Source organism: Curtobacterium sp. 1544, assembly GCF_040544915.1.
Classification (GTDB): domain Bacteria; phylum Actinomycetota; class Actinomycetes; order Actinomycetales; family Microbacteriaceae; genus Curtobacterium; species Curtobacterium pusillum_C.
The window spans coordinates 32,996-56,597 of record NZ_JBEPKX010000020.1; the positions used below are offsets into that span (position 1 = coordinate 32,996).

General features: G+C 68.9%; 24 protein-coding genes. 9 read left to right on the forward strand and 15 right to left on the reverse strand.

Going from position 1 to position 23,602, the window contains the following annotated elements; all coding sequences use genetic code 11:
• Positions 1-4: 4 nt before the first annotated feature.
• Entirely contained in the window at positions 5-865 is an 861-nt protein-coding gene (locus ABIC61_RS12415) for a hypothetical protein (protein ID WP_354030143.1), read from the reverse strand.
• A gap of 130 nt (positions 866-995) precedes the next feature.
• On the opposite strand from ABIC61_RS12415, the gene ABIC61_RS12420 reads away from it, so the two are divergent.
• Positions 996-1,379 (forward strand): hypothetical protein, encoded by a 384-nt coding sequence (locus ABIC61_RS12420; RefSeq protein ID WP_354030144.1) that lies wholly within the window; start codon positions 996-998, stop codon positions 1,377-1,379.
• Between the two features lie 212 nt (positions 1,380-1,591).
• Here ABIC61_RS12420 and ABIC61_RS12425 read toward each other — a convergent pair whose 3' ends face one another.
• The 3 genes from ABIC61_RS12425 to ABIC61_RS12435 all read right to left on the reverse strand — a co-directional run bounded on the left by ABIC61_RS12425 (position 1,592) and on the right by ABIC61_RS12435 (position 4,068).
• Complete coding sequence (locus tag ABIC61_RS12425) at positions 1,592-2,173, reverse strand: hypothetical protein (protein ID WP_354030145.1); 582 nt, start codon at positions 2,171-2,173, stop codon at positions 1,592-1,594.
• On the reverse strand, positions 2,166-3,737 hold the full coding sequence (locus ABIC61_RS12430; RefSeq protein ID WP_354030146.1) for an exonuclease domain-containing protein: 1,572 nt from the start codon (positions 3,735-3,737) through the stop codon (positions 2,166-2,168). The genes ABIC61_RS12425 and ABIC61_RS12430 overlap by 8 nt, the downstream gene beginning before the upstream one ends.
• 127 nt (positions 3,738-3,864) lie before the next feature.
• Positions 3,865-4,068, reverse strand: a complete 204-nt coding sequence (locus ABIC61_RS12435; RefSeq protein WP_354030147.1) for a hypothetical protein — start codon at positions 4,066-4,068, stop codon at positions 3,865-3,867.
• Positions 4,069-4,520: 452 nt separating this feature from the next.
• Here ABIC61_RS12435 and ABIC61_RS12440 point away from each other — a divergent pair, with 452 nt between their 5' ends.
• The 5 genes from ABIC61_RS12440 to ABIC61_RS12460 all read left to right on the forward strand — a co-directional run bounded on the left by ABIC61_RS12440 (position 4,521) and on the right by ABIC61_RS12460 (position 9,547).
• Positions 4,521-5,552: a hypothetical protein gene (locus ABIC61_RS12440; protein ID WP_354030148.1), complete on the forward strand. Its 1,032-nt coding sequence runs from the start codon at positions 4,521-4,523 to the stop codon at positions 5,550-5,552.
• A gap of 79 nt (positions 5,553-5,631) precedes the next feature.
• A complete protein-coding gene (locus ABIC61_RS12445) occupies positions 5,632-6,222 on the forward strand; it encodes an RHS repeat-associated core domain-containing protein (RefSeq protein WP_354030149.1) in 591 nt (196 codons plus the stop codon).
• A gap of 514 nt (positions 6,223-6,736) precedes the next feature.
• Positions 6,737-7,072 (forward strand): hypothetical protein, encoded by a 336-nt coding sequence (locus ABIC61_RS12450; protein ID WP_354030150.1) that lies wholly within the window; start codon positions 6,737-6,739, stop codon positions 7,070-7,072.
• 798 nt (positions 7,073-7,870) lie between these two features.
• A complete protein-coding gene (locus tag ABIC61_RS12455; RefSeq protein ID WP_354030151.1) occupies positions 7,871-8,332 on the forward strand; it encodes a hypothetical protein in 462 nt (153 codons plus the stop codon).
• Positions 8,333-8,545: 213 nt separating this feature from the next.
• A complete protein-coding gene (locus ABIC61_RS12460) occupies positions 8,546-9,547 on the forward strand; it encodes an aldo/keto reductase (protein WP_354030152.1) in 1,002 nt (333 codons plus the stop codon).
• Between the two features lie 149 nt (positions 9,548-9,696).
• On the opposite strand, the gene msrA is transcribed toward ABIC61_RS12460, so the two are convergent.
• From msrA to aztB, 6 genes are all read right to left on the reverse strand, one after another.
• Positions 9,697-10,218 (reverse strand): peptide-methionine (S)-S-oxide reductase MsrA, encoded by a 522-nt coding sequence (gene msrA / locus ABIC61_RS12465; protein WP_354030153.1) that lies wholly within the window; start codon positions 10,216-10,218, stop codon positions 9,697-9,699.
• Between the two features lie 81 nt (positions 10,219-10,299).
• Complete coding sequence (locus tag ABIC61_RS12470; RefSeq protein ID WP_354030154.1) at positions 10,300-11,121, reverse strand: aldo/keto reductase; 822 nt, start codon at positions 11,119-11,121, stop codon at positions 10,300-10,302.
• Between the two features lie 52 nt (positions 11,122-11,173).
• The gene (locus tag ABIC61_RS12475) at positions 11,174-12,343 is read right to left on the reverse strand and encodes a hypothetical protein (RefSeq protein ID WP_354030155.1); all 1,170 of its coding nucleotides are present in this window, start codon (positions 12,341-12,343) and stop codon (positions 11,174-11,176) included.
• A 25-nt stretch (positions 12,344-12,368) separates the two neighbouring features.
• Positions 12,369-13,292 carry a metal ABC transporter solute-binding protein, Zn/Mn family gene (locus ABIC61_RS12480; protein ID WP_354030156.1) on the reverse strand — a complete coding sequence of 308 codons (924 nt, stop codon included), beginning with the start codon at positions 13,290-13,292 and terminating at the stop codon, positions 12,369-12,371.
• Positions 13,289-14,482: an ABC transporter gene (locus tag ABIC61_RS12485; RefSeq protein ID WP_354030157.1), complete on the reverse strand. Its 1,194-nt coding sequence runs from the start codon at positions 14,480-14,482 to the stop codon at positions 13,289-13,291. Before ABIC61_RS12485 ends, ABIC61_RS12480 begins: the two co-directional genes overlap by 4 nt.
• Entirely contained in the window at positions 14,479-15,354 is an 876-nt protein-coding gene (aztB, locus tag ABIC61_RS12490; RefSeq protein WP_354030158.1) for a zinc ABC transporter permease AztB, read from the reverse strand. The genes ABIC61_RS12485 and aztB overlap by 4 nt, the downstream gene beginning before the upstream one ends.
• Before the next feature lie 50 nt (positions 15,355-15,404).
• Between aztB and aztA the strand changes: the two genes are divergently transcribed.
• Complete coding sequence (gene aztA / locus ABIC61_RS12495) at positions 15,405-16,037, forward strand: zinc ABC transporter ATP-binding protein AztA (RefSeq protein WP_354030159.1); 633 nt, start codon at positions 15,405-15,407, stop codon at positions 16,035-16,037.
• Here the strand turns inward: aztA and ABIC61_RS12500 are convergent.
• Genes ABIC61_RS12500 through ABIC61_RS12520 form a run of 5 tightly spaced genes read right to left on the reverse strand, consistent with a single transcriptional unit; the run spans position 16,034 to position 21,589 of the window.
• Positions 16,034-17,272 (reverse strand): MFS transporter, encoded by a 1,239-nt coding sequence (locus tag ABIC61_RS12500; protein ID WP_354030160.1) that lies wholly within the window; start codon positions 17,270-17,272, stop codon positions 16,034-16,036. The genes aztA and ABIC61_RS12500 overlap by 4 nt on opposite strands.
• A 54-nt stretch (positions 17,273-17,326) precedes the next feature.
• Positions 17,327-18,373, reverse strand: coding sequence for a Gfo/Idh/MocA family protein (locus ABIC61_RS12505; RefSeq protein ID WP_354030161.1), 1,047 nt, complete (start codon positions 18,371-18,373; stop codon positions 17,327-17,329).
• Positions 18,370-19,398 (reverse strand): Gfo/Idh/MocA family protein, encoded by a 1,029-nt coding sequence (locus ABIC61_RS12510; protein ID WP_354030162.1) that lies wholly within the window; start codon positions 19,396-19,398, stop codon positions 18,370-18,372. The genes ABIC61_RS12505 and ABIC61_RS12510 overlap by 4 nt, the downstream gene beginning before the upstream one ends.
• Positions 19,398-20,348, reverse strand: coding sequence for an ROK family protein (locus ABIC61_RS12515; RefSeq protein ID WP_354030163.1), 951 nt, complete (start codon positions 20,346-20,348; stop codon positions 19,398-19,400). Before ABIC61_RS12515 ends, ABIC61_RS12510 begins: the two co-directional genes overlap by 1 nt.
• Positions 20,348-21,589 (reverse strand): ROK family transcriptional regulator, encoded by a 1,242-nt coding sequence (locus ABIC61_RS12520; RefSeq protein ID WP_354030164.1) that lies wholly within the window; start codon positions 21,587-21,589, stop codon positions 20,348-20,350. The genes ABIC61_RS12515 and ABIC61_RS12520 overlap by 1 nt, the downstream gene beginning before the upstream one ends.
• A 137-nt stretch (positions 21,590-21,726) precedes the next feature.
• Here ABIC61_RS12520 and ABIC61_RS12525 point away from each other — a divergent pair, with 137 nt between their 5' ends.
• Together ABIC61_RS12525 and ABIC61_RS12530 are read left to right on the forward strand one after the other, a co-directional pair.
• Entirely contained in the window at positions 21,727-22,644 is a 918-nt protein-coding gene (locus ABIC61_RS12525; protein WP_144756754.1) for a carbohydrate ABC transporter permease, read from the forward strand.
• A 9-nt stretch (positions 22,645-22,653) separates the two neighbouring features.
• Positions 22,654-23,583 (forward strand): carbohydrate ABC transporter permease, encoded by a 930-nt coding sequence (locus tag ABIC61_RS12530; protein ID WP_144756752.1) that lies wholly within the window; start codon positions 22,654-22,656, stop codon positions 23,581-23,583.
• The last annotated feature ends 19 nt before the right edge of the window (positions 23,584-23,602 follow it).

Below are 23,602 nucleotides of genomic sequence, written 5' to 3' on the forward strand. Positions count from 1 at the left end.
TGCGTTACTGCGGTGCGCCGAAGAGGTGCACCGTGAGGGTGTCCTGCGCTGCGGCACGCGACTGGCGCTGCGCGCTGCTGCCGCCCTCGTTGATCACTACCGACTCATTGGTAGCCTGCGGCGTGTCCTCTACGAACAGGTTTTCTCCGGCCTTGGTCAGCCCTGCTTCCTCGAAGTCGGTGGAAGCTGCGAACTGCTCGGGAACCAACACGCCCTGGTGTGACCCGTTCGATCCGTCGGTCCGAAGAGTGACGCCGGTCTCGTGGAACTGCTCCGCGGTGACGGTCGTGGACGAAGCGTACTCGCCGTCGACAGCGAGGAACGCGATGTTCCCGGCGCTGTCAAGACCCCGCCAATACGCAACGCCGTCGCTGTCGCCGACGTGTTCCGCCGTAGCGACGTCGAGTCCCTCGCCGACCGCACTCGGGTCGACAATCTTCGGAAGCGAGTCGGATGCCGCCGACGCGCTACGTGCACCGGTCGGACCGCCAGGAACTCCCTGGAGGGTGACACGCAGGTTGACCTTTGTCTTTGTGTTCGGGTCGTTCGTGTACTTCCAGAACACCTTTGTCGGCTGATTCGAAAGCTTGCTCGAGATCGATGCCGTCGCATAGCCGTGCGCTGAGTAGCTTCCGAGCCACAACGTCGTGTCCCAGTAGTAGCCGTCGGCTGCGAGGTATGACTTCACCCCGGTTCGCGAGAAGCTTGTCGACTGACCGGGCTCCTTGTACGTCGCGTTGCTCAGGGTCGGCTTGTTGATCCACGTATATGTTCCCGCAGAGGCTGGCGCCGCAGCCGACAGAATTAGCCCTGCTGTAGCGGCGGCCGCTACCAGCAGACCGACGCGTGATTTCTTCACCTTCATGAATCCCCCTAGAATCACGGGGCCTCATGCCCCCCTGCTGTGCAGAATGTCAGCCAGACTGGCGCCGTGCAACAGCTCGCGGCTTTGTTACGTCCCGCGTACGCTCTTTCATCACGTCGGATGACGGGCAATGCTTCTGATCCAGCCACCCGGCTATCTACCCGAGGTGATCTCCGGAGAGGACACCGCGCCGAAACTTCAGGTGGTAGCGGCTCGACAACCAATGGCCCGCCGCGGAGTTCATGTCCCAGCCGCCGTCGCGGCTGAGGCCAGCCATCGTCGCAACGTCGTCATCGTCAAGGATGAGAGCCAGACCGCGACCTGGGATGAACGCGTCACGGGAGCGAGCGGTCGCACGCTCACGGTTCGTGACCTTGCGACAGTGGCCGTCCTTTTCGTCGAAGAGCTTGACGTTCCGTTCCCGGATGCGGCGGCGCGTGACGGTGAGGCGCTGTCCCTGCTCGATCAGGCAATCGACATCGCACGACGCCCGGTGGACGGAGCCGACCAGTAGGACAAGGTCGGCTCGCCTGCGATCGTTCGACCGATCGGAGGTGATGCCGCGAAGGGCGCACCCCTGCCGGCCGGCCGCTACCCCTGCATGGCGTCACGGGGGTTAGCGCGTTCGTAGGCGCGGTGCCGCAACGGCTAAAGGTGCAAGCGGCCTGCCGTGCCACGCGAACGTATGCGATCGCACCGCGGCTGGGAATGCTCAACGGCCGATGGTCACCGGCTAGTGACAGCCCGAAGGGCTCGTCCGATGAGCCCCAGCGTTCCGACCGCAACGGCGCTCTCGAGTGCGTCACGTGCGAACAGCAGCGCTCTTCTCCACCATGCGAGTGTGAACTTCGGGTCGTAGGGCTGCAGCGTCAGTTGTTCCTCGAACCATGTCAGTGGTCGGTCGCCGCGATGCCAGGAGATCAGCGCCGATTCAATCTCAACGACTCGGAGCACGAATGCTCGTCGCCGAAGCTTCTTCCGAGCCTGCTGAACCTGACTCGCAGCCCACAGCGCGACAGGGAGGTCCTGTGTCGGCAGATCTAACAGCAGCCTCGGAAGTGCCATCACCACTTCCAACTCCGGGGTCCGTGACAGACGGAACATTCTCGGGACAAGGCCGGCGCGGATCGCATCATCGATGGTGTCCAGCATGCGGACCACCATCTGTCGCTGCAGCTCCTGACGAGCTTCCTTGCGTCGGTTCCGCTCACCCGCGTAGTACACACCGATGGCGACACCGGCGGCGAGCACTCCGACGCCGAGGGTGACAGCGCCGCCGATGAACGCCACGAGCACGTCGTCAGACACTGCTGGTCGAACTGTTGTACGCGGCGAGCACCTCGCCAGGAAGGCGTCCACGGACACCGACTTGGTACCCGTTTGCTGTTGCCCACGCTCGAATCGCTGCGGGCGACGCGTCGGCTCCTCGCGGAGCTGCGGTGGGTGTCGGAGCGCTGCTTCGGACAGCTGCCTGAGCCGGCTGTAGATGTTGCAGGAGCACGTCGAAGATGTCCGGGTGGACGTGACGGGTGCCGAGCTGCTGCGCTTTCGCATGCTTCCCGCCGGCGAAGGACCCGTCGGTGATGAGCATGACCGTGAGTCGGGACACGGAGCTGATGACCCTGACGCCGAGTTCTTCGGCGCGTTGTTCGAGACGGAGACGCTGCGTCTCGTCGCAGCCGGTGAACGCGACCCGGTCACCAACCCGCAGCGGCTCGCCGTGCGGCCACGGGTCTGGAAGCGGGCCGAGCCCGGCACCAAGTCGGGCGTGACGGGCGGCGTCGGCCCGGTCGAGGACCTGCTTCACCGTTGTGTCCGCAACACCGAGCAGCGACGCGATGGTCTTCAACTCACGGCGCTCGTCGTGGGAGATCCGGCCGTCGTCGACGGCCCGATGTGCGAGGGCGAGGAGGAACGCTTCATGCGCTGCGTGCACATCCGACGCGGACAGTTCGAACTCGGCGACCAGCTCCTGCAACGCTTCCGCTTCCGCGTCGCTGATGTCGCCGTCCTCGAGCGCGTCGAACAGCATCTCCACGTACGCGGTCGTGCCGACGGGTGCGCCCTCCTCGATCACTTCGAGAAGCGACAGTGCGGTCAGTTGCCGCAGCAGCGGCGGCGCTGACGGCTTCGGCGGGGTGATCCGCATCGGACGTGCCCGGACGCTGCCGCTTGCGGTGCGTTGCTCCACCGTCAACGGCGGCCGGACTGGCGACGCCGGCCAGTCAGAGCTTCGCGCCGCGGCCAACGCCTCCAGCAGAACAGGATCCGGACCGCCATTCACCGTCACGTACGCACCGAGCAGACCCGCCGCCGCTCGAGCATCCCCTAGCGCGGAATGGGCATCTTCGAGACGCACTCCAACCGCCCAGCAGCAATCCACAAGCCGGCGACGGTCCATATTCGGCAGGTACGCATAGCTGGCGTCCAACGTGCAGTACGCCGCGATCCACGGAACACTCCAACCGGCCGCTTTCAACTCGTTGCGCAGGAACGCCAAGTCGAACTTCGCATTGTGCGCCACCACCGCAAGCCCAGACAGTGCAGCCATCACCGTCGGCGCAACGTCAGCGAACCGCGGCTGACCGGCAACATCCGCCTGCGTGATGCCGTGAATGTGGGTCGCGCCGACAGGGCCCTCGGGGTCGAAGCGGGACACCCATTCGTCGATGACAGCGCCCGATTCATCAAGCCGGACAATCGCGAGCTCCAGGATCCGGTCCCGCTGCGGTGAGAGACCAGTGGTTTCGACGTCGATGACGGCGAAGGCGGGGACCCTCGAAGGGCGGGGCATCGTTGCCGCGCCGGAAGGCCCATGCCTGTCAGCAGTTCCTCGACGGCGGCGACCGAGCAGCCAATCGAACAATCCCAAAACCCGCCCCGTTCGTCGACGACAACCCATCCGAAGGGCAGTCGATACTCCGATACGAGCCTAGGAGACGTCGTGACATGTTCCGCTTGACGTCCCTCCCCCAAGAGGGGGGCGATTGCGTGCGTTGTCAGCGCCGGGGGCGGTGATGATCGCGAGTCAGACGCTTGAAGACCTCGAGTGCTCGTTCAGCGCGATCGGGCGGAAGGAACACCGCTAAGAACCCGAACAGCAGCGCAGCGGTGTGCCGACGCGTCAACCAGAGCAGCGCAAGAACACACAACGACACCGGCGCCGGCAGCGCCACCGTGTGCAGCAACGAGGTCAATTCCATGGACGCCTCCACAACCGCGCATCAACCCCTGCGTGTCGATGACGATCAGGTCAGCGTGTAGATCTCGTCCGGGACTGCCGGTCACGACGTCTCATGGCTGTCCTCGTCCGGGGCGGTTCGCAGGAGCCGACCGGGAAGAGAACTGAAACGCCTTGACCATCCGCTTCAGCCCACCTGGGGCTCCTCGGTACCGACCTTGAGCCGCCTGGGCTCTTCTTCGGCGTACTGCTGAGGGCATCGCGCCCACATGATGAAGTCACGACGGAATCGCTCCGCCGGCTGCCACAGGTCCATCTCGGAACCTGCGGCGGTAGCCCCTTCACTGAGGGGCTCGGTGAACTCAGAGTACCGGAGCGCAGACCGAACGTGAGCATGACGCCGACTTCTGCTTCTTGACCCTCAGAGAGCGGCCAGTCACCGGGCAGGTGTCAGCGGCGTGTGTTCGGATGACCGTGTCCGGCCTGCTGGAGGAAAAGGAGGTGCGCCCGATGCGTCCCGACGGGTTCCGGTTCAACCCCGGCTCAAACTCTGCACTGCAGGCGTTGGCGGCCTCCGTCACCGCTCAGCAGGCGGAGCTGCGTGCATCGTTGACGACAACCATCGCGCCCGCGTTGCAGCAGGTTGCCCTCGCATACAAGCCAGTCATGCCGGCGTCGATGACGTCGGACCTCATCCGGCACGCGTCTGCAGCGTTAGAACCTGCCCGGATGCTCTCCGCCTGGTCGCCGAAGATCACCGTGCCGAAGTTCACGATCCCGCCGATTCCGACGTTCACGGTGCCGACGGGGATGTTCGACGTTCTCCGCGGGTTCGACTGGGATGCGTTCGAACGTCGAATTCGCGTCCCCCGCAACTGGCCAACCGCGTATGAGCAGTATCTGCCGGGTTTGACCGCCATGGTCAACGACGAAGGCATCCCTGTGGCATGGGTACCACGTTGGGAGCTGCTGGAGACGCTGCTGTGCGCTTCTGACGCAACAGCACGGTCACTGCTGCTCGTGGAGCACCGTGATGAGATCCTCCATGACTGCGAGACCGCCCTTGACGACGTCAGCGACCCGTCGTTGATGCCGTTCATGCCGACCGTGCAGGAGCTCCTATCCGCAAGCCGGTACGGACTGTGGAAGGTTGCAGCGATCTCAGCGGTAGCAATCACGCACTCCATCGTCGAACGACTCGAGTGGGTTTCAGCCCGTCAGCAGGTGAAGAAGCACCACGCGTTACAGGAGGATGTCACCCTCGCAGAAGTGATGGAACGAGCGACACGGGGGCCGTTGGTGCTGTTCTACGACGACTGGAACCCGAAGTCTCGTCGGCCGCGTCCGACTCATCTGACCCGACACGTCGTCTCGCATCGGTTTGGCCCCGAACAGGTCGCTGAACGCAACTGCGTAGTCGCAGTGATGCTCCTCACCTCGTTGATGGTCACTGTCGACCAACTCGAACTGATCTCACCGGACGAGGAGCCCGTGTCATTGGGATGACGGGGGAGTGGACCGCTCAGGGGACGAAGCGGTCCGGGGTGGCGGCTGGGTCGGGCAGCACCAGAAGCTCACCGAACACGTGGGCACCATCGCCACGATCGAGATGGGCGCGCGTCAATACGTCCCCGGCCTCGGACGGTTCCTGCAAGTCGACCCTGTCGAGGGCGGCACCGACAACGCGTATGCGTACGTCAACGATCCAGTCGGCGACTTCGACCTCAGCGGGCAGTGGTCCTGGAAACGAGCCTGGCGCCATGTGAGAGGTGTAGCCCGGTTCCTGACCAACAACCGGGTATCACAGGCCGTGTTCTTCGCATGCGGATTTGTTCCCGTCTACGGCATCGCTGCGGCTTGCGGCGTGATCCAGACCGCGGCGTACGCGGTGCAGGGGCGATGGGGAGAGGCCGCCGTCTCGGCGGTAGGTGCAATCGGCGGCGGATACGCCGCAAAGGGGCTTGCGCGGTTTGGCCGGGGGTCATTCGGTCGCACGTCAGATACAGTTTCCGGGCAGGACGTTCGGCGTCGAGACGCTGGGTGTCCCGCTCATATCGTCGGGTTCATTTCCGCGCGAACGCTGTTGGCAACACCGTCGGTAACGGCATATCGGCGTGGGGCGGCAATCGCCGATGGGTCAAGCGTTGGCGAACTCGCTGGTGATCACGAGAGGTAAGCGCATGAAAAGAGTCCCGGGTACTCGTCGCGGTCCGATCGTTATAGCCTCGTCGTACGTCCTGCCTCTTGGTGGGGCGACCGGCGTGAGCGTCGCGGTGACCGGTCTGGCTTGGGAGCAGACTGCCGTCTTTGGACTCCTGCTCCTTTGGCTTGTCAGAGCTGCGACCGTTGGGGTATTCATAGGGACGAGCGATCTGAAGATCCGTGGTTGGTTCCGCACCGTCCGACTGCGGTCGGATTCCATAGAACGCGTGGAAGTCCGCGGATATTCGGGCCTGATGAATCGGTTCACGGAAGGCGGACTCGACCCGCTTCACCTGTTCGTTCGTATGCTCATAATCATCATGAAAGACGGTACAGAGCGAGAGTTCCCTAGCACGGCGATGTCTGCTCGCCAAGCTAGGCAGGTGCTTCTTGAGATTGTCTCCTCTTTTCCTGCAATCCGGCACGGCCCAAGCGATATTGCGCAGCCTTCGGTCCGAGGGAAGCATGCGGCGCCAAGGCATGAATAGTTGCGTGACGTCGTCGCGCAGGAACGTTATGTGAAGTTTCTCGACCAAGAGGCTTGGTGCGTGCAAGAGGAGGACGGGGATCGCGAAAAAGGCCGCGAAATGATGCTGCAACCGGCTCAATCGAAGAATGCCGACGGAGACCGCGCTGCAGCTATCTATGGCTTATGGTTATGGGAAGACGAGGCCGATCCTGCGGCGGATCTCTTCCTCGTGCGAGGCGTTCATAGCTGGCCAGAAGCGTGGGGGCCGCTTCTCGATCTACGACGCAAGGCATCTCGCGCAAGACGGATGCGTGGACCGCAACCAAAGAACCCGACCGGATCGACCGAAGTTTGAACGGATAGCGGGCGCCGCTCCGAAGAAGCCGAGGCGACGTCGGCGCGATCACCGCAAGGTGCACGCTGCTCAGCGGGCCCGCCGTGAGCTGCGCCTACGCGCTCATCTCCGGCGCGATCATCGCCACCGCACAGGGCACCGACTCCGACGGGAACTGCCTCTCGCCGGTCTTCGTACGACTCCGCTGAAGCCCTTACCGTCTGGAGTCATGGAAATCCGCACCAAGCCTGCGCGGTTACGTGTTCCCATTGCGCACTTCTTGTAACCCTGGAGGGAACAGAGAATGAAAGACCCGACTTCCAGAAAAGTGAACGACTCAGTGCCACACTGGGGGGCCGTAGCGTCGCGACAAACACCTCCCAGAGCCGACACTATCGTCAGTTCCGCGCTCGAATTGATCGGTATGGCAGTGGTGCCACTGCTGATACTCCTTCAGCAAAATTGGAAAGAATATGTGGGCGACGTTTACCTCGAGCTGCCCGGTTGGCTAATAGTAGCTCAACTTATCCTACTTTTAGCAGCGGGCATTTCTGCACTACTGCTTATTCGAAAGCAAAAATTGTCCTTTTGGGCCCCGGCTGCCGCAGCCATGATTGGCTTCATCGGTATCCCGACGACATTGTTTATCGCCATTGCATCGTTGCCATGCCCATCATTATGCTGATTCAATTGAATTGAAGTCTGGGCAGAAGCGGGCTCCAGTGGTCGTCAGCGCGAACGGACGACGTTAGCAACCCCTTCGATGTCGATATTGGCGTGGGGCGGCAAGCGCCGATGGGTCAAGCGTTGGCGAATTCAATGGTGATCGCAAAAGGTGCGCGCATCAAAGCTTTCAGCGAGGGGGCAGCGTTGGGTGATAGTGACGCAGAGCTCGCTCTTGCCCAGCTGAGATCTCGGCAGGGCGAGCACGAGGCTGCCCGCCAGGTCCACCGTTGGCTGATGAATCGGGGTTATGTGAAGTCTCTTGACCAAGAGGCCTGGTACGTGCACGAGGACGACGGGGATCGCGAAAAAGGCCGCGAAATGATGCTGCAAGCGGCCCAATCGAAGAATGCCGACGGAGACCGCGCTGCAGCTGGCTATGGCACATGGTTGTGCGAAGACGAGGCCGATCCTGCGGCGGAGCTCTTCCTCAAGCGGGGCGATCATAGCTGGCCAGAAGCGTGGGGGCCGCTTCTCGATCTACGGCGCAAGGCATCTCCCGCGAGACGGATACGTGGACCGCACCCGAAGAACCCGACCGGATGCACCGAAGTCTGAACTGAGAGCGGGCCCCTCTGAAGAAGCCGAGGCGGCACCGGCGCGACCAACCCAGCATGACGAACCTCGGCGCACCCCGGACGCAGGACGCTCGTTCCTCGGGATGTGGAGGGATGACCGCCTGACGGCTTGACTCAACCGGACCCGCGCCACGGAGGGGCGTCCGCACGGTAGCGTCAACGACGGCCTGTCCCCGACCCGGATCGAGCAACGATGCCTGACGTCCGCCGCCCCGCCGACGACCGCTACGAGCGACTCCCGTACCAGCGCGTGGGGAGGAGTGGCCTGCTGCTGCCGCGCATCTCGCTCGGGCTGTGGAACAACTTCGGCGCCGACCGCCCCCTCACCACGCAGCGCGACATCGTCCTGCACGCGTTCGACCGCGGGATCACCCACTTCGACCTCGCGAACAACTACGGTCCGCCGCCCGGAGCCGCCGAGGAGCAGTTCGGGCGCATCCTCGAGTCGGACCTCCGCCCCTTCCGTGACGAGATCGTGGTGTCGACGAAGGCCGGCTACGACATGTGGCCCGGACCGTACGGCAACTGGGGCTCGCGCAAGTACATGCTCGCCTCGCTCGACCAGTCGCTCACTCGCCTCGGGCTGGACTACGTCGACGTGTTCTACTCGCACCGCCCCGACCCCGAGACCCCCATCGAGGAGACGGTCAGCGCCCTCGTGACCGCGGTCCGCTCGGGCAAGGCGCTCTACGCCGGCATCTCGAACTACGACCCGGCGCAGACGGCCGCTGCCGCTGAGGCACTCGCCGCCGAGAACATCCGCCTGCTCATCCACCAGCCGCGCTACAACATGTTCGACCGGGTCCCCGAGGACGGCCTCTTCGACGAGCTGCTCCGCCTCGGGACCGGCGCGATCGTGTTCTCGCCGCTGGCCGGCGGGCTGCTGACGGACCGGTACCTCGACGGCTCGGTGCCGGTCGGGTCGCGTGCGGCCGAGGGCCGCTGGTTCGGCGCGGACCGGATCGACGACGAGTACCTGACGACGGCGCGTGCGCTGAACGACATCGCCGCGGCGCGCGGGCAGACGCTCGCGCAGCTCGCGATCACGTGGGTGCTCCGGCAGGAGGCGGTCACGTCCGCGTTGGTCGGGGCCTCGAGCGTCCGCCAGCTGGACGGCACGCTCGACTCGCTCGCGGGTGCCCCGCTCACCGACGAGGAGCTCACGGCCATCGACGCGCTGGTGCCGCGCGGCTGAGCCGGGTGACGCGGTGGAGGTGACTCCGTGACGGACTGGAGGCGCGGTGCCAGCTGGCACCGTCCCTCCCGTCACGGCCGGCGCCCCGCTGGCGCGGCGCGCCGGTACCGGCGGTTGGGGCCCACCTCCAGTCCGCTACTGGGTCACCATCAGACCGCTGCGGTCGCCTCGTCGCGGTGCGGGAGCTTCCACCCCGGGCGCACGAAGTGGCAGGTGTACCCGGCGGGGTACTTCTCGAGGTAGTCCTGGTGCTCCTCCTCGGCCTCCCAGAAGTCGCCCGCGGGCTCGACCTCGGTGACGACCTTGCCCGGCCAGATGCCCGAGGCGTCGACGTCCGCGATGGTGTCGCGAGCGACCTGCTCCTGCTCCGGCGAGGTGAAGAAGATCGCCGAGCGGTAGCTGCGGCCGACGTCGTTGCCCTGCCGGTCCTTCGTCGACGGGTCGTGGATCTGGAAGAAGAACTCCAGCAGGTCCCGGTACGAGATCACGGACGGGTCGAAGACGATCTCGACGGCCTCGGCGTGGTCACCGTGGTTGCGGTACGTGGCGTTCGGGGTGTCGCCGCCCGAGTAGCCGACGCGGGTGCTGATGACGCCGGGACGGCGACGGAGGAGCTGCTGCGCTCCCCAGAAGCACCCGCCGGCGAGGATAGCGGTTTCGGTGGTGGTCATGCTGGCCTCCTTGGGGTCGTGCCGCTGGCTGTGGCACCAGGGGGTGCAACCGGCGACGGGGGTGTCGTGTTCCCGCTGGCGTCAGTCGGTGGTGTACTGCAGTGCGTCGAGGGCGGCGACGTCCTCGGCGGACAGCACGAAGTCGACGTCCGCGTTCTCGGCGATGCGCGACGGCGTCGTCGACTTCGGCAGGGGCAGGACGTCCTGCTCGAGCAGGTACCGGATGGCGACCTGGGCGACGGACTTGTCGTACTTCGCCGCGATCTCGCGGATCTCGGCGTTCTCGAGCAGCCCACCCGTGGCGAGCGGCGAGTAGCCCTCGGTGAGGATGTCGTGCTCGCGGTCGAACGCGGTCGTGGCGTCCTGGGTGTTGCCGATGAACCAGCGGATCTGGTTGGCGTGCGGGACGACGTCGGCGCGGCCGAGCAGGTCCTCGAGGTCCGCGACCTCGAAGTTCGAGACGCCGATCGAGCGCGTCCGGCCGGCGTCGTAGAGCTCCTCGAAGACCTTCCAGACCTCGACGTTGCCGTCGCGGTGGTCGGATCCGATGTCGCCCCACGGCCAGGGGGCGTGGATGAGGTACAGGTCGATCTCGCCGAGGTCGAGGTTCGTGCTCGAGGTCTCGAAGGCCTCGCGTGCGCCGGCGGCGGTCTTGACCTCGGCGGGGAGCTTCGTGGTGATGAAGACCTCGTCGCGCGGGACGCCGCTGTCACGGACGGCCTGGCCGACGCTCGCCTCGTTGCCGTACGCGAGCGCGGTGTCGATGTGGCGGTAGCCGAGGTCGAGGGCGGTCTTCGTGGCGTCGTAGGCGTCGTCGCCGGACGGGATCTGCCACGTGCCGAAGCCGATCTTGGGGATGTGCAGACCGTTGGACAGGGTGAACGTGTCGGTGAGAGCGGGCATGGACCGGACAGTACGCCGCGCGGCTGCGGCGCACTGTCCGGATGTCGGGGTACTACGCGACGGCGATCTCGTTCGGGACGCCTGGCAGCTCGTCGCTCGAGGCGATGACCTTCCCGGTGGTCAGGTCGACGGCGTGGATCTTCTGGTCGGCGGTGTCGGTGACGTAGGCGACGTCCCCCGCGACCTTCAGGGCGGGGTGGGCGTCCTGCCACTCGGTCGGGCCCTCCCACGCATCGATCACGGGGAACGAGTCGAGCTGTTCGCCGGTGGTCTCGTCGAAGGTGTGCAGGGAGCCGTCGGAGCCGAGGACGACGGCCTCGTCACCGGGGCCGCGGGCGAGGTCGCGGAAGGTGAAGCCGACGCCGTCCGGCATGTCGGCGACGGTGTACTCGCCGGCTTCGGCGTCGATGAGGGCGATCTGGTGGAGCAGGTATCCCTCGCTGTCCTCGTCGTCGTTGTAGTCCCCGACGGCGACGGGGGACGTCTCCGTCGTGAAGAGGTTGCCGGTGCGGCCGTACTCAGTCGGGGCGTCGATCTTCTCGAACGCGCCGTCCTGGTAGACCAGGGCGCCGTCGGTGCAGCCGAAGACTGCGACCTCGCCCTCGACCGCGCCTTCGCCGTGCACGTTCGGGCACTCCTCGGAACGGGCGAGTTCTGCCCCGTCGGCGTCGAGGGCACGGACGCCGGAGCGGCTCTCCTCGGTGCCGATCGTGGTGAGGAGTGTGCCGTCCTCGAGCTCGATGGCGACGCCGTGGTGCGCCGCCTCGGACTTCGTCGTCGTGGTCTCGGGCAGCTCGTCGCCGTCGAGGTCCGTGTTGTCGAACGTGGTGACGTCGCCGGTTCCGTCGGCGAAGAGGGCGGTCCGGTCGCCGTGCACGACCGCGTGCCCACCGGTGTCGGCCGGGAAGACCGCGTCGGTCAGTGCGGGGTCCGCGGCGGTGTCGAGCACGCGGAAGCCCTCCGGGACGGTCACGAGCACGTGGCGCCCGTCGCCGGCGGGGTTCACGCGGGTGAAGCCGTCGATCGGGTCGTCGGACACGACCCGCAGGTCCTCGTCGAGGACGAGCAGGCCGCCGTCGTAGGTCAGGGTGATGCGCGTGCCGTCGGCGGACGGGGTGCTCGTCCGGGTCGCTTCGGCGTCGGCGGGGCTCGTCGAGCACCCGGCCAGGGCCATCGTGACGGCGCCGACGAGTCCCACGGGCAGGATCTTCTTCATGTGCATGTCCAAACTGTATTGATTCTCATTCTCAATTGGAAGTCGACAGGCCGTCGACGATCGCATCCGTGTTGGACTGCATCATCCCGAGGTACGTCGAGGCGGGCCCCTCCGCGGTCAGGGACTCGGTCGCGAGGGGGCGGATCGCGACGTGCACGTCGACCTCCTCGGCGAGCACCTCGGCGAGCAGAGCAGGTTGCGACGCGTCCGCGAAGATCGTGGGCACGCCGGCTTCCTCGATCGCCGCGGCGAGGTCCCGGAGGTCCGCCGCACTCGGTGAGGCCAGGGTCGTCCCGCTCGGGATGACCGCGCCCACGACCCGGAAGCCGAACCGTTCAGCGAGGTACCCGAACACGTGGTGGTTGGTGACGAGGGCACGGCGGTCCTCGGGCAGCGTCGCGAACGCCGTCGTCATCGCATCGTCGAGCTCCCCGAGCCGCTCACGGTAGGCGGTGGCGCCCGGCGTCCCGATGCCGGCGTCGTCGAGTTCGTCGCCGAGCGCGTCCACCACGTCGAGCATCCGTGCCGGGTCGGTCCAGAAGTGCGGGTCCGGGCCGCTGTCGTCCTCGGTGCTCCACTCCAGTACGTCGATGGCGTCGCCGGCGGTGAACACCGGGACGCCGTCGTCGGCGGCCGCCGCGACGTGGCGGGCGACGCCCTCCTCGAGCCCGAGGCCGTTCTCGACGACGAGGTCGGCGCTCCGCAGCCGGGCGGCCTCCTTGGCGGACACCTCGAACGAGTGCGGATCGGCGCCGGCGGGCATCAGGACCATCACCTCGGCGGCGTCCCCGACGACCTCGGTGACCACGTCCCCCAGGATGTTCGTCGTCACGGCGACGAGCGGGCGGTCGGCCGTGCTCGGTGCGCAGGCGGACAGCCCCGCGGCGGACACTGCGGCGACGAGCACGACGCCGAGGGCACGAGCGGTGCGGGAGGCCGGCGTTGCCCGGGTCACAGTCCGACCTCCGCGAAGGCTGCCGGCGCCACCGGGAGCTCGATCGTGCGCGACACCCGGGCGTCGTCCGCGAAGTCGATCTCGTGCGCGACGCCGTCCTGCGGGTCCGCCAGGTAGGCGCGCTGCGCATCGAGCTGCAGGAGCGGTCCGGCCGCACCGTCGACGAGCGCGTCGGTCGTCGCCACGGCACCGGTCGTCATCGTGTGCACGACCACCCGACCCTGGTCGTCGACGCCGACCACGTGCTCGTCGGCGTCGTCCACCGCGACGACCGCGCGGAGCGGCCGGTCGGTCGGGACGTGACGCCAGGCTCCCTCGCGGCTGTCCAGCAGCCAGAAGCCGGTGTCCCCGGCCAGCCCGGCGACGGTCGGGCGCCCGGCGCGCGCCGCGAACGCGGTGGCGCGCGGGACCGCGTCCGCGGCGGTGTCGGGCAGCGGGACGGTGCGTGCCGTGCCCTCGTCGTCGACGATCACCACGCCGTCCGCGCAACCCACGACCGCGCCGGCCCGGGTGACGATGCCACCGGCAGGGTCCTGGCACGGCTGCTCGGCGCGTACGTCCTCCCCGTCCGCGGACAGCACTCGGACCCTGTCGTCGGACGCCGCAATGAGGTGCTCCGCGGTGGGGAGGAGGACGGCCGCGTCGAGTCGGACGGTGACGTCGAGCTCGCCCTGCCCGAGCGCCGACCGGTCGAGGAGGACTGCCTCCCCTCGGTCCGGCCAGGTCACGGCGGTCAGGGTCTCGGAGGAGTGCACCTCGACACGCCCGCCGCCGTCGAGGGTCCCGACGACACGGGGCTCGGCCGCGTAGTAGTGGGTGTGGTCGCCGTGGTCGACGGTCCAGGCGCCGCCGTCGACGACCGTCGTCCGGTCGTCGTCGCTCGTCAGCAGGAACCGGCCGTCGGTCGCGCTGTGCTCCGGGGCATCGACCGTGTCGAGGTCGGTGCTGTCCGCCGTGAGGAGGTCGTGCAGGGTCGTCTCGCCGGTCGCGGAGACCGCCAGGAGGCGCAGCTGCGGCTCCTGGGACTCGGTCGCGCCCGCCACGTAGCCGTGCGGACGAGCGGTGTCGGCCGGGTCATCGGCTGCGGGGCGCGGCTCGGACGAGCACGCCGCGGAAGTGAGTGCGATGCCGGTGGCCAGGGCGAGGGCGGTCAGGGTGCGCGCGGGTGCGCGGCTGGTGGTCGGGTTCATGCTCCCTCTCGAGGTGGTGCTGCGGATGGCGGTGTGGTCGGCCGTCCGGCGGCCGCGGACGTGGGGACGGCAGCGGCGACGGCGCGCGACAGTGCGACCGAGACGACCGCGACGACGGCGATGCTCGCGCCGGCCGCGGTTCCCGCGTGCCAGGAGACGAGGAGTCCGACGAGGACGGCGGCGCAGCCGAAGCCGGCACCGAGCGCCATGGTCGAGACGACGTGTCGCGTCCAGACCCGGGCCGCCGCCGCCGGGGCGAGCAGGAGGCCGACCACGAGGAGCGTGCCGACCGCCCGGTAGGACGCCACGACCGCGAGCGTGACGAGCGCGATCAGGACGACCTCGGCCAGGCGTGGTCGGAGGCCGAGCGTCGCGGCCTTCCGCACGTCGAACGCCGTGGCCGTGAACGCGCGGTGGAACGCAGCGGCGAGTGCGAGCGCGACGAACACGGCGGCGCCGAGGCCGGCCAGGTCCGCGCGGGTGACGGCCAGCACGTCCCCGAAGAGGATCGCCGTCACGTCGGTGGCGAAGGACCGGGAGCCGGAGACGATGATGACGCCGAGGGCGAGCATGCCGACGAACAGCAGCCCGATCGAGGTGTCGTACGACAGTCGCGCCCGGCGGCGGAGTGCTCCCACGCCGAACACCATCACGCCGGCGCTGATCGCGGCGCCGATCACCGCCGGGATCCCGGTCAGGGTGGCGACCGCGACGCCGGGGAGCATGCCGTGCGAGAGCGCCTCGCCGAGGAACGCCATCCCGCGCACCACCACCCACGTGCCGACGACGGCGCAGAGGACCGCCGCGAGCCCGCCGCCGACGAGGGCGCGGAGCATGAAGTCGACGGAGAAGGGGTCGGTCAGCCAGGTCACGGTCCGAGACGCTACATGAAAATGACTATCGATACTGATAGTGTCCTCAGGTGCTCCCCGCTCCGATCGCACCCGCCCTCGACGTCATCGGACTCGTCGTCCGACGCGACGACCGGACCGTGCTCGACGACCTCGATGCCTCGTTCCCGTCGGGGGCGGTGACCGCGGTGACCGGACCCAACGGGTCGGGCAAGTCGACGCTGCTCGACGTGCTCGCCGGTGCGGTGGAGCCGACTGCCGGACGGGTGTCGCGCCTCCAGGCCGACCGCGGTCTCGCCTACGTGACCCAGTCCGTCCCGCCGACCGCGCTCCCGCTCACCGTCCGGGCGACCGTCTCGATGGGGCGGTGGCCGCACCGCCGGTGGTGGCGACCGCTCGGCCGCGCGGACCGGAGGGTCGTGGACGCGCAGCTCGAGCGGATGGCGATCGCGGACCTGGCGGACCGCCCCTTCGACGAACTCTCCGGCGGTCAGCGGCAGCGCACGCTCGTGGCGCTCGGACTCGCCCAGTGTGCCGGGGTGCTGCTCGTCGACGAACCGACGGCGGGGGTCGACGCGGGATCGGCTGCGCTCGTGGTGTCGGCGCTCGCCGACGAGGCCGCCGCCGGCGCGGTCGTCGTGCACGCCGCGCACGACCCGGAGGCCATCGCCGCCGCCGACCGGGTCCTCGCGCTCGGGGCCTAGGGGCAGACGACCGCGACGGAACCCGTCGGCGTGGTCTCGGGGACCGCAGCGGGGGCCGCCGACGTCGGCACGGCGTTCGACCGCCGCAGCCCCATCGAGACGAGCACCACCGCGCCGACCACGGCGACCGATCCCGCGAGCCAGAAGTCCGCGGCGAGCCCGAACGACGACACCGCGACCCCACCGAGCACCGAACCGGCCGCGATCGCGAGCTGGATCGTCGTCACGAAGAGCGCGAGGCCGGTCTCGGACCCGGCCGGCGACGCCGTGGACATCCAGGTCTGCATCCCGAGCGGGAGCGCACCCCAGACGAGTCCCCAGACCACGAGCAGGACGAAGACGCCGACGACCGAGTTCGCCAGCAACGGGAGGAGCACGACCGACGCGGCGAGGACGACCTTCGCGACGCCGATGGTCCCGAGCACGGTACGGCCGAGCGTGAACCCGGCGGTGAAGTTCCCGACGATGCCCGCGATGCCGAACACGAGCAGGGCGAGCGTGACCGTGTCCGGGCCGACCCCGACCAGGTCCTGCAGGTACGGCGCCACGTAGGTGTACGCGGCGAACTGCGCGGTGAACAGGAACGCGGCGGCGATGAGACCTACCCGTGCCCGGGGTACGCGGAGCAGCGACCCGAGGGTGCCGAACCGCACCCGCTGGAGCGCCGGGATCCGCGGCAGCATCGCGAGCTGCAGCACCAGGGCGACGAGGCCGAGCACGCCGCCGATCACGAACGCGAGCCGCCAGGTCGCCAGCGACGACACGAGGGCGCCGAGCGGCAGGCTCACCACGGTCGCGACGGAGACGCCGGCGGTGATGAGCGAGGTGGCACGGATGGTGGCCTCGGGGCGGACGAGTCGGCCGGCGATCCCGGCGCCGATCGCCCAGAAGCCGCCGATGCCGACGCCGAGCAGCATGCGGGCGACGAGCAGCACCGCGAAGTTCGGCGCGATCGCGGCCAGCCCGTCGGCGACCACGAGCAGGATCGTCAGGGACACGAGCACCACGCGACGGTCGAGACGGGAGGTCAGGACCGTGACGACCGGGGCCGCGACGGCACCGACGAGCCCGGTCGCGACGACCATGAGCCCCGCGGTGCCGATGCCGACGTCGAGGTCGCGGGCGATCGCGGGGAGGAGCCCGATCGGGAGGAACTCGGACAGGACGAGGACGAACGATCCGAGTGCGACGGACACGACGCTGAGCCACCCACGGCGCGCTGCTGACGAGGTCATGCGGACGTCAAGCAGGCACCGGGGTGGTCCATTCCCTGGTGACGGAACGTGCCGTCAGGCGTCGACCGGTGCGTGCTCCCCGACGACGGCGACGGTCTTCCCGCTCGCGACGGACTCCTGCGCCGCGAGCACGATCGACAGCGTCCGGAGCCCCACGTGCACGTCCGGCTGCGGCTGCTCGCCCGTACGGACGGCGTCGAGGAAGGTGCGGAGCATCGCTTCGTCGAGGTCGGCGCCGTACCGGGACTCGATCGGCAGTCCGGTCTCGGCGGCGAGCCCGCGCGCGGCCGGCCCGAAGAAGTCCAGCGACACGGTGCCGCCCGTCCCGGCGACGTCGAGCGTCAGGCCGCCCCACACCGGCGACGTGTCGGGCTTGCTCCACGAGCAGTCGATGCCCGCGACGACGCCGTTCTCGTAGGTGATCGTCACGAGGCCGGCGGTCTCCGCGCTGGCCCGGCCGGCGTGCAGGGTCCGGTTCGCGACCGCCGTGACCGACACGGGAGCCGACCCCATCAGGCCCTCGAGCAGGTCCGCGATGTGCACGACGTGGTCGACGAGCGCGCCGCCGCCGGAGAGCTCGGGCTCGGTGAACCAGGAGCGCGTGAGCGGGAGCATGCCGTTGTTCGCCCCGCGGACCGAGAAGAGCTGCCCGAGGGCGCCGGACTCGTGTGCGGCACGGAGCTTCCCGAACGCCGAGGCGAAGCGGACCGGGAACGCCACCATGAGCATGACGCCGGCGGCCTCGACGGCGTCGCGCATCGCGATGCCGTCCTCCCACGTGGTGGCGAGGGGCTTCTCGCAGAGGACGTGCGCGCCGGCTGCGGCAGCGGCCTCGACGAGCTCGCGGTGCCGGGCGTTCTCGCTCGTCACGACGACGGCGTCGGGGCCCCAGGCGAGCAGTTCGTCGTACGACTCCACGTAGTCGACCCCGAGGGTGGCGGCCAGGTCGGCGCCGCGGAGCTCCACGATCGACGACCCGGTGCTGACGCCGCCCGGGTCGGAGCCGCGGACCTCGACGCCCGGCATCGCGGCCAGGGCGGTGAGGTACCCGATGGCGTGCGTGTGGGCGAAGGACATCACGGCGATCTTGAGGTCGGTCATGCGAGCACCTCCGTGGTGGTCGGGGCGAGGTCGACGGGCTGACCGGTCTCGAGTGACTCGAGCGCCGCGTTCGCGATCCGGACGGCTGCGACACCGTCCTCGGCGGTCACCCGCGGTACGGTCCCGCCGGCGAACGCCGCGACGAACTCCTGCAGCTCCGTGCCGTACGGGTCGTCGGCGGGGTCGACCTGCGGCAGGAAGCCGTCCAGCGCCTCCGGTGCCGCGAGGTCGGCGACGTAGTCCTGCTCCGCACGCGACGAGTGCGAGAGGCTGCCGAGCGTCCCGGTGACCGAGTACTCGGTGGAGAACCCGAGGTGCTGCGGCCCCCAGATGCCCGCGACGTGGCTGATCGCCCCGGACGCGTGGGTGAGCAGCACGTGCGCCGCCTCGACCGGTTCGGCGCCGGTGCCGCCGCGCACGCTGACGGCGGAGACCCGGACGACCTCGCCGGCGACCCAGCGGGCGATGTCGATGTCGTGGATCATCTGGTCCATCACGATGCCGCCGGACAGCGCGCGGTCCGCGAACCACGGCGTGCGCGTCGGGAACGCCCCGGAGCGCACGAACCGCAGGACCGCCAGGTCGCCCAGGAGGCCCGTGGTGACGGCCTCCTTGAGGCGCACGTACGCGGGGAAGAAGCGCACCACGTGGGCCGGGTACAGCTGTCGGCCGGCGGCCCGAGCACGCTCCGCCAGGTCGTCGGCGTCGGCGTCGGTCCGGGCGAGCGGCTTCTCCGACACGACGTCCTTGCCGGCCGCGAGCGCGGCACGGACGACCTCGGCGTGCGCGAACGTCGGGGTGACGACGTCCACCAGGTCGACGGCGGCGAGCAGCTCGTCGAGCGAGTCGACGACGGTGATCGAGGTCCCCGCGGCCGAGGCGGCGGAGGCGAACGCCGTGGCGAGTTCCGGGGCGCCGTCCTGCGCGTACACGACGACGGAGCCGAGTCGCAGCAGGCCCGGCATGTGGGCGTAGGCGATGCCGCCGGCGCCGACGAGGCCGATCCGGGGGGAGGTGTCGGACATCAGGGTTCCTTCACGGGTGGGTGGTGGACGGGGGAGTTGACGAGGAGGGCCGCACCGGCGAGTCCGGCGCCGGCACCGACGAGCGACTGCTCGATCGCCGGCACGGACCGCCACTGCAGGCGTTCGGCGACGGCCGTGCGCAGCGGACCGAGGAGCCGCTCACCGGCCTCGCCGAGCCCGCCGCCGATGACGATCGCGTCCGGGTCGAGGACGGCGGTGAGCATGACGACCCCGGTGGCGAGGGCGTCGACGGCGTCGTGCCACACGCGGTCGGCGACGGGGTCGGTGCCGACGAGTTCGGTGACCTCGCGGGTGTTCGCGGCGAGGGAGCCGCCGGCCTCCCGGTAGCGACGCAGCACGTTGCCGGCGGAGGCGTACACCTCGACGCAGCCGCGCTGGCCGCACGTGCAGAGCTCGCCGCCGGGGACGACGGGCACGTGCCCGAACTCGCCCGCGCCGCCCGTGGCACCGTGCACGATCGCGCCGCCGGTGACGATCGTCGCCGCGATGCCCGTGCCGATCGGGATGAAGACGAACTCGTCGACCGACCGTCCCGCGGCACCGCGGGCCGCCCGTTCGGCGCGTGCGGCAGCACGCGCGTCGTGGTCGAGCGCGACGGGCACGCCGAACCGGTCGGCCAGGAGGTCCGCGACGGGGACGTCCGACCAACCGAGGTTCACGGCCAGGGCCACCCGCCCGCGCTCGGCGTCGACGAGTCCGGGGGAGCAGAGCCCGATGCCGGAGAGGGACCGGCCCGAGGCGGTTGCGCTCGCCGCGAGCTGGTCCACCAGGGCGGTGACGGCGGCGAGGGCGACCCCGCCGGGCAGCCCCGGGTCGGTCGCGCCCACGGGGAAGGTCGGGACGGTGGCCCGGTCGAGGACGGTGCCGTCCGCGTCGAACAGCGCGCCCTTGACGGTGGTGCCGCCGATGTCCACCGCGACGACGGCCATCAGGCGCTCCGCACCGTGCGGTCGTCGGACGCCGTGGCCCGGCGGACGAGTTCGTCGACCCGGGTCGGAGCGAGGACCTCGTCGAGCGCGAGCACCACGCCGCCGTGCACACCGGCATCGCGGGGCGCCCGGCTGGCCCGGACGTCGAGGTCGTCGGCCACGAGGGGCAGGCACATCCGGTACAGCTCGCTCCGGATCGCGGCGACCAGCGGTGGCGACGCCGACATGGCACCGGCGAGCACGACCTCGCGAGGATTGAAGAAGTTCGCGATCCCGGCGAGGACCCGGCCGATCAGGGCCCCGGCGGTGCGGAGTTCCTCGACGACGTCGGCATCGCCCTGGGCCCCGAGCCGGAGCAGGTCCGCGGTGGTGGAGACGTCGTGTCCGGCGGCACGGAGCCGGGCGATGATCGCACCGGCCGACGCCACGGACTCCAGGCAGTTCGGCACGCCGCAGGTGCACCCGATGACGGACGTGCCGTCCACCGAGGTGTGCGAGACCTCACCCGCCGCGCCGCCGACACCGCGGTGGAGCCGTCCGCCGGCGATGACGCCACCGCCGATGCGGGTGCCGAGCTTCACCGCGACGAGGTTCGACCGCTCCGGTGGTTCGGTGTCGGACCGTTCGGCGAGGGCGATGAGGTTGGCGTCGTTCTCGACGAGCACGGGGGCATCGGTGTGCGACGCGAACAGGGAGCCGAGCGCGACGTCGTGCCAGGTCGGTTCGAAGCTCGGGGTGACGATGCGCCCGCTCGGGTACGCGATCGGTGCCGGGACCCCGATGGCGGCGCCCTGGAAGTCGTCCATGGACAGCCCGCACTCCGCGGCGAGGGTCTCGAAGCGCCGCCACAGCTCGGCGACGGCGCCGGCCGGTCCGTCGTCACGGGGGAGCGGCGCCGAGGCGCGGGTGTCGTCCGAGTCGGCGAGCGTCCGGCCGGCGAGGTCGCTCAGCACGACGCGGGTGTGGTTCGCCCCGAGGTCGGCCGCGGCGACGAACCCCGCGGTGCCGTCGAGTTCGAGCCGTCGGGCCCGGCGTCCACCGCGGGACCCCTCGGCACCGACCTCGTGCACCAGCCCGAGGTCGACGAGCGCGTCGACGCGCAGCCCGACGGTGGACGGCGCGAGACCGGTGGTGCGGGCGAGCACCGACCGCGAGGACGATCCGCCGCCGCGGATCAGGCGCAGGACGTCCCCGACGGACCCGGGGACGGGCTCGGCGTCCTGGTAGAGGCGGTGGTTCATGGCGTCATGCTAACCCGCTCTTGCATCGATGGTCGAACGAAGTCTGCCGAGAAATGACTATTTACTTTTCGTCATCGACGAGTAATCTTCCGGAAACACATGATTCCTAGCGTTCAACGAAGAACGAAGGAGGCACCATGCCGAGTGCTGTGGCAGCACCACCCCGCTCGTCACTCGAGCGCAAGGAGGGCCGAGCGGGCTACGCCCTGATCGCCCCGACGAGCATCCTGCTGGCGTTGTTCTACCTGTACCCACTGGTCCAGACCGTCGGGTACTCGTTCACGAACTGGAACCCCGCGACCGGCGCGGCCGGGGACTTCGTCGGGCTCGCCAACTTCGCGGGGCTCCTGCAGGACGACGAGTTCCTGCAGGCCGCCGGCAACACCGCGCTGTACGTGGTGATCGTCGTCCCCGTGACGATGGTCCTCGGGCTCTTCTTCGCCGCGCTCCTCGCCCAGCCGTTCCGCGGACGCGGGGTCTACCGCGCCCTGCTCTTCGTGCCGTACATCGCCCCGATCGTCGGCAGCGCGCTCATCTTCAGCTTCATCCTGTCGCCCCTCGGCGGCCTGGTGAACGGTGTGATCACCTCGCTCGGCGGGCCGCCGATCGGCTTCCTCAACTCGGAGCCCTGGGCGCTCGTGAGCGTGATGGTGTTCTCGGTCTGGCAGGGCGTCGGCTACGCGATGATCATCTACTCCGCCGCCCTCACGAACATCCCGGCCAGCTACATGGAGGCCGCGACGCTCGACGGTGCGGGACCGATCCGCCGCTTCTTCACGATCTCGCTGCCGCTGGTCGCCCCCACCACGGGGTTCCTCGCGGTGACCGGCGTGATCAGTGCGCTGCAGGTGTTCACCCAGGTCTACGTCCTCACCCAGGGCGGCCCGCTCGGGTCGACCGAGACGATCCTCTACTACATCTACCAGCAGGGCTTCGTCTTCTTCCACGGCGGCTCCGCGAGCGCTGCGGCCGTCGTCCTCCTCCTCGTCGGCATCATCGTCGCCGTCATCCAGCTGCGGTTCATCAACCGTCGCGACCCGATCGAGCTCACCTAGGAGACCGACGTGACCCACTTCGAAGCCGACGCGCCCTTCGCGGGCGCACCACGGGCCTCCAGGCAGCTCGCCACCGGAACGGTGGCCGTGCCCCGTCGGAAGCGGCCGTTCCGCGCCCGCTGGCGGAAGACCAGTCCGGCGGTCCTCCGCCACGTGATCCTCATCGTCGCGGTCGTGCTGTTCTTCGGCCCGTTCCTCTGGATGGTGCTGACGAGCTTCAAGTCCTCCGCCGAGGCGCTCGCCTTCCCGCCGAGCTTCCTGCCGCGCGAGTGGCGGTTCGACAACTACACGAAGGTGTTCGACGTCGCCCCGTTCGGCATCTACTACCTCAACTCGACCATCGTCGCGGTGCTCACCACGGCCGGGCAGATCATCACCAGCCTCGCGGCGGGCTTCGCGTTCTCCCGCCTGCACTTCCCGGGCAAGAACGTCGTGTTCGTCATCCTGCTCGCCGCACTGCTCGTGCCGTTCGAGGTCGTCTTCACGCCGCTCGTCAGCCTGCTCTCGTCGCTCGGCTGGCTCGACAGCTACCAGGGCCTCATCGTCCCGAACATCCCGTCGATCCTCGGGGTGTTCCTGTTCCGGCAGTTCTTCACCTCGTTCCCGGCGGAGATCGAGGACGCGAGCCGGGTCGACGGCGCCGGCGTCTGGCGGCGGATGTGGTCGGTCGTGGCACCGATGGCGACGCCGATGATCGGGTCGTTCGCGGTCCTGTCGTTCGTCTACAACTGGAACAACTTCTTCTTCCAGTTCCTGGTCGCCACGAAGACCGAGTTCTTCACGGTGTCGGTCGGCCTCACCCAGCTGCAGTCCGCGAACGCCGCCGAGAGCTTCAACCTGCTCATGGCCGGCTCGACCCTGGCGATCCTGCCGGTCTTCATCGTGTTCCTGATCTTCCAGAAGCAGATCGTGTCGGCCATGGCCGGCGGTCTGCGCTGAGAAACCGACGCTCCACCTT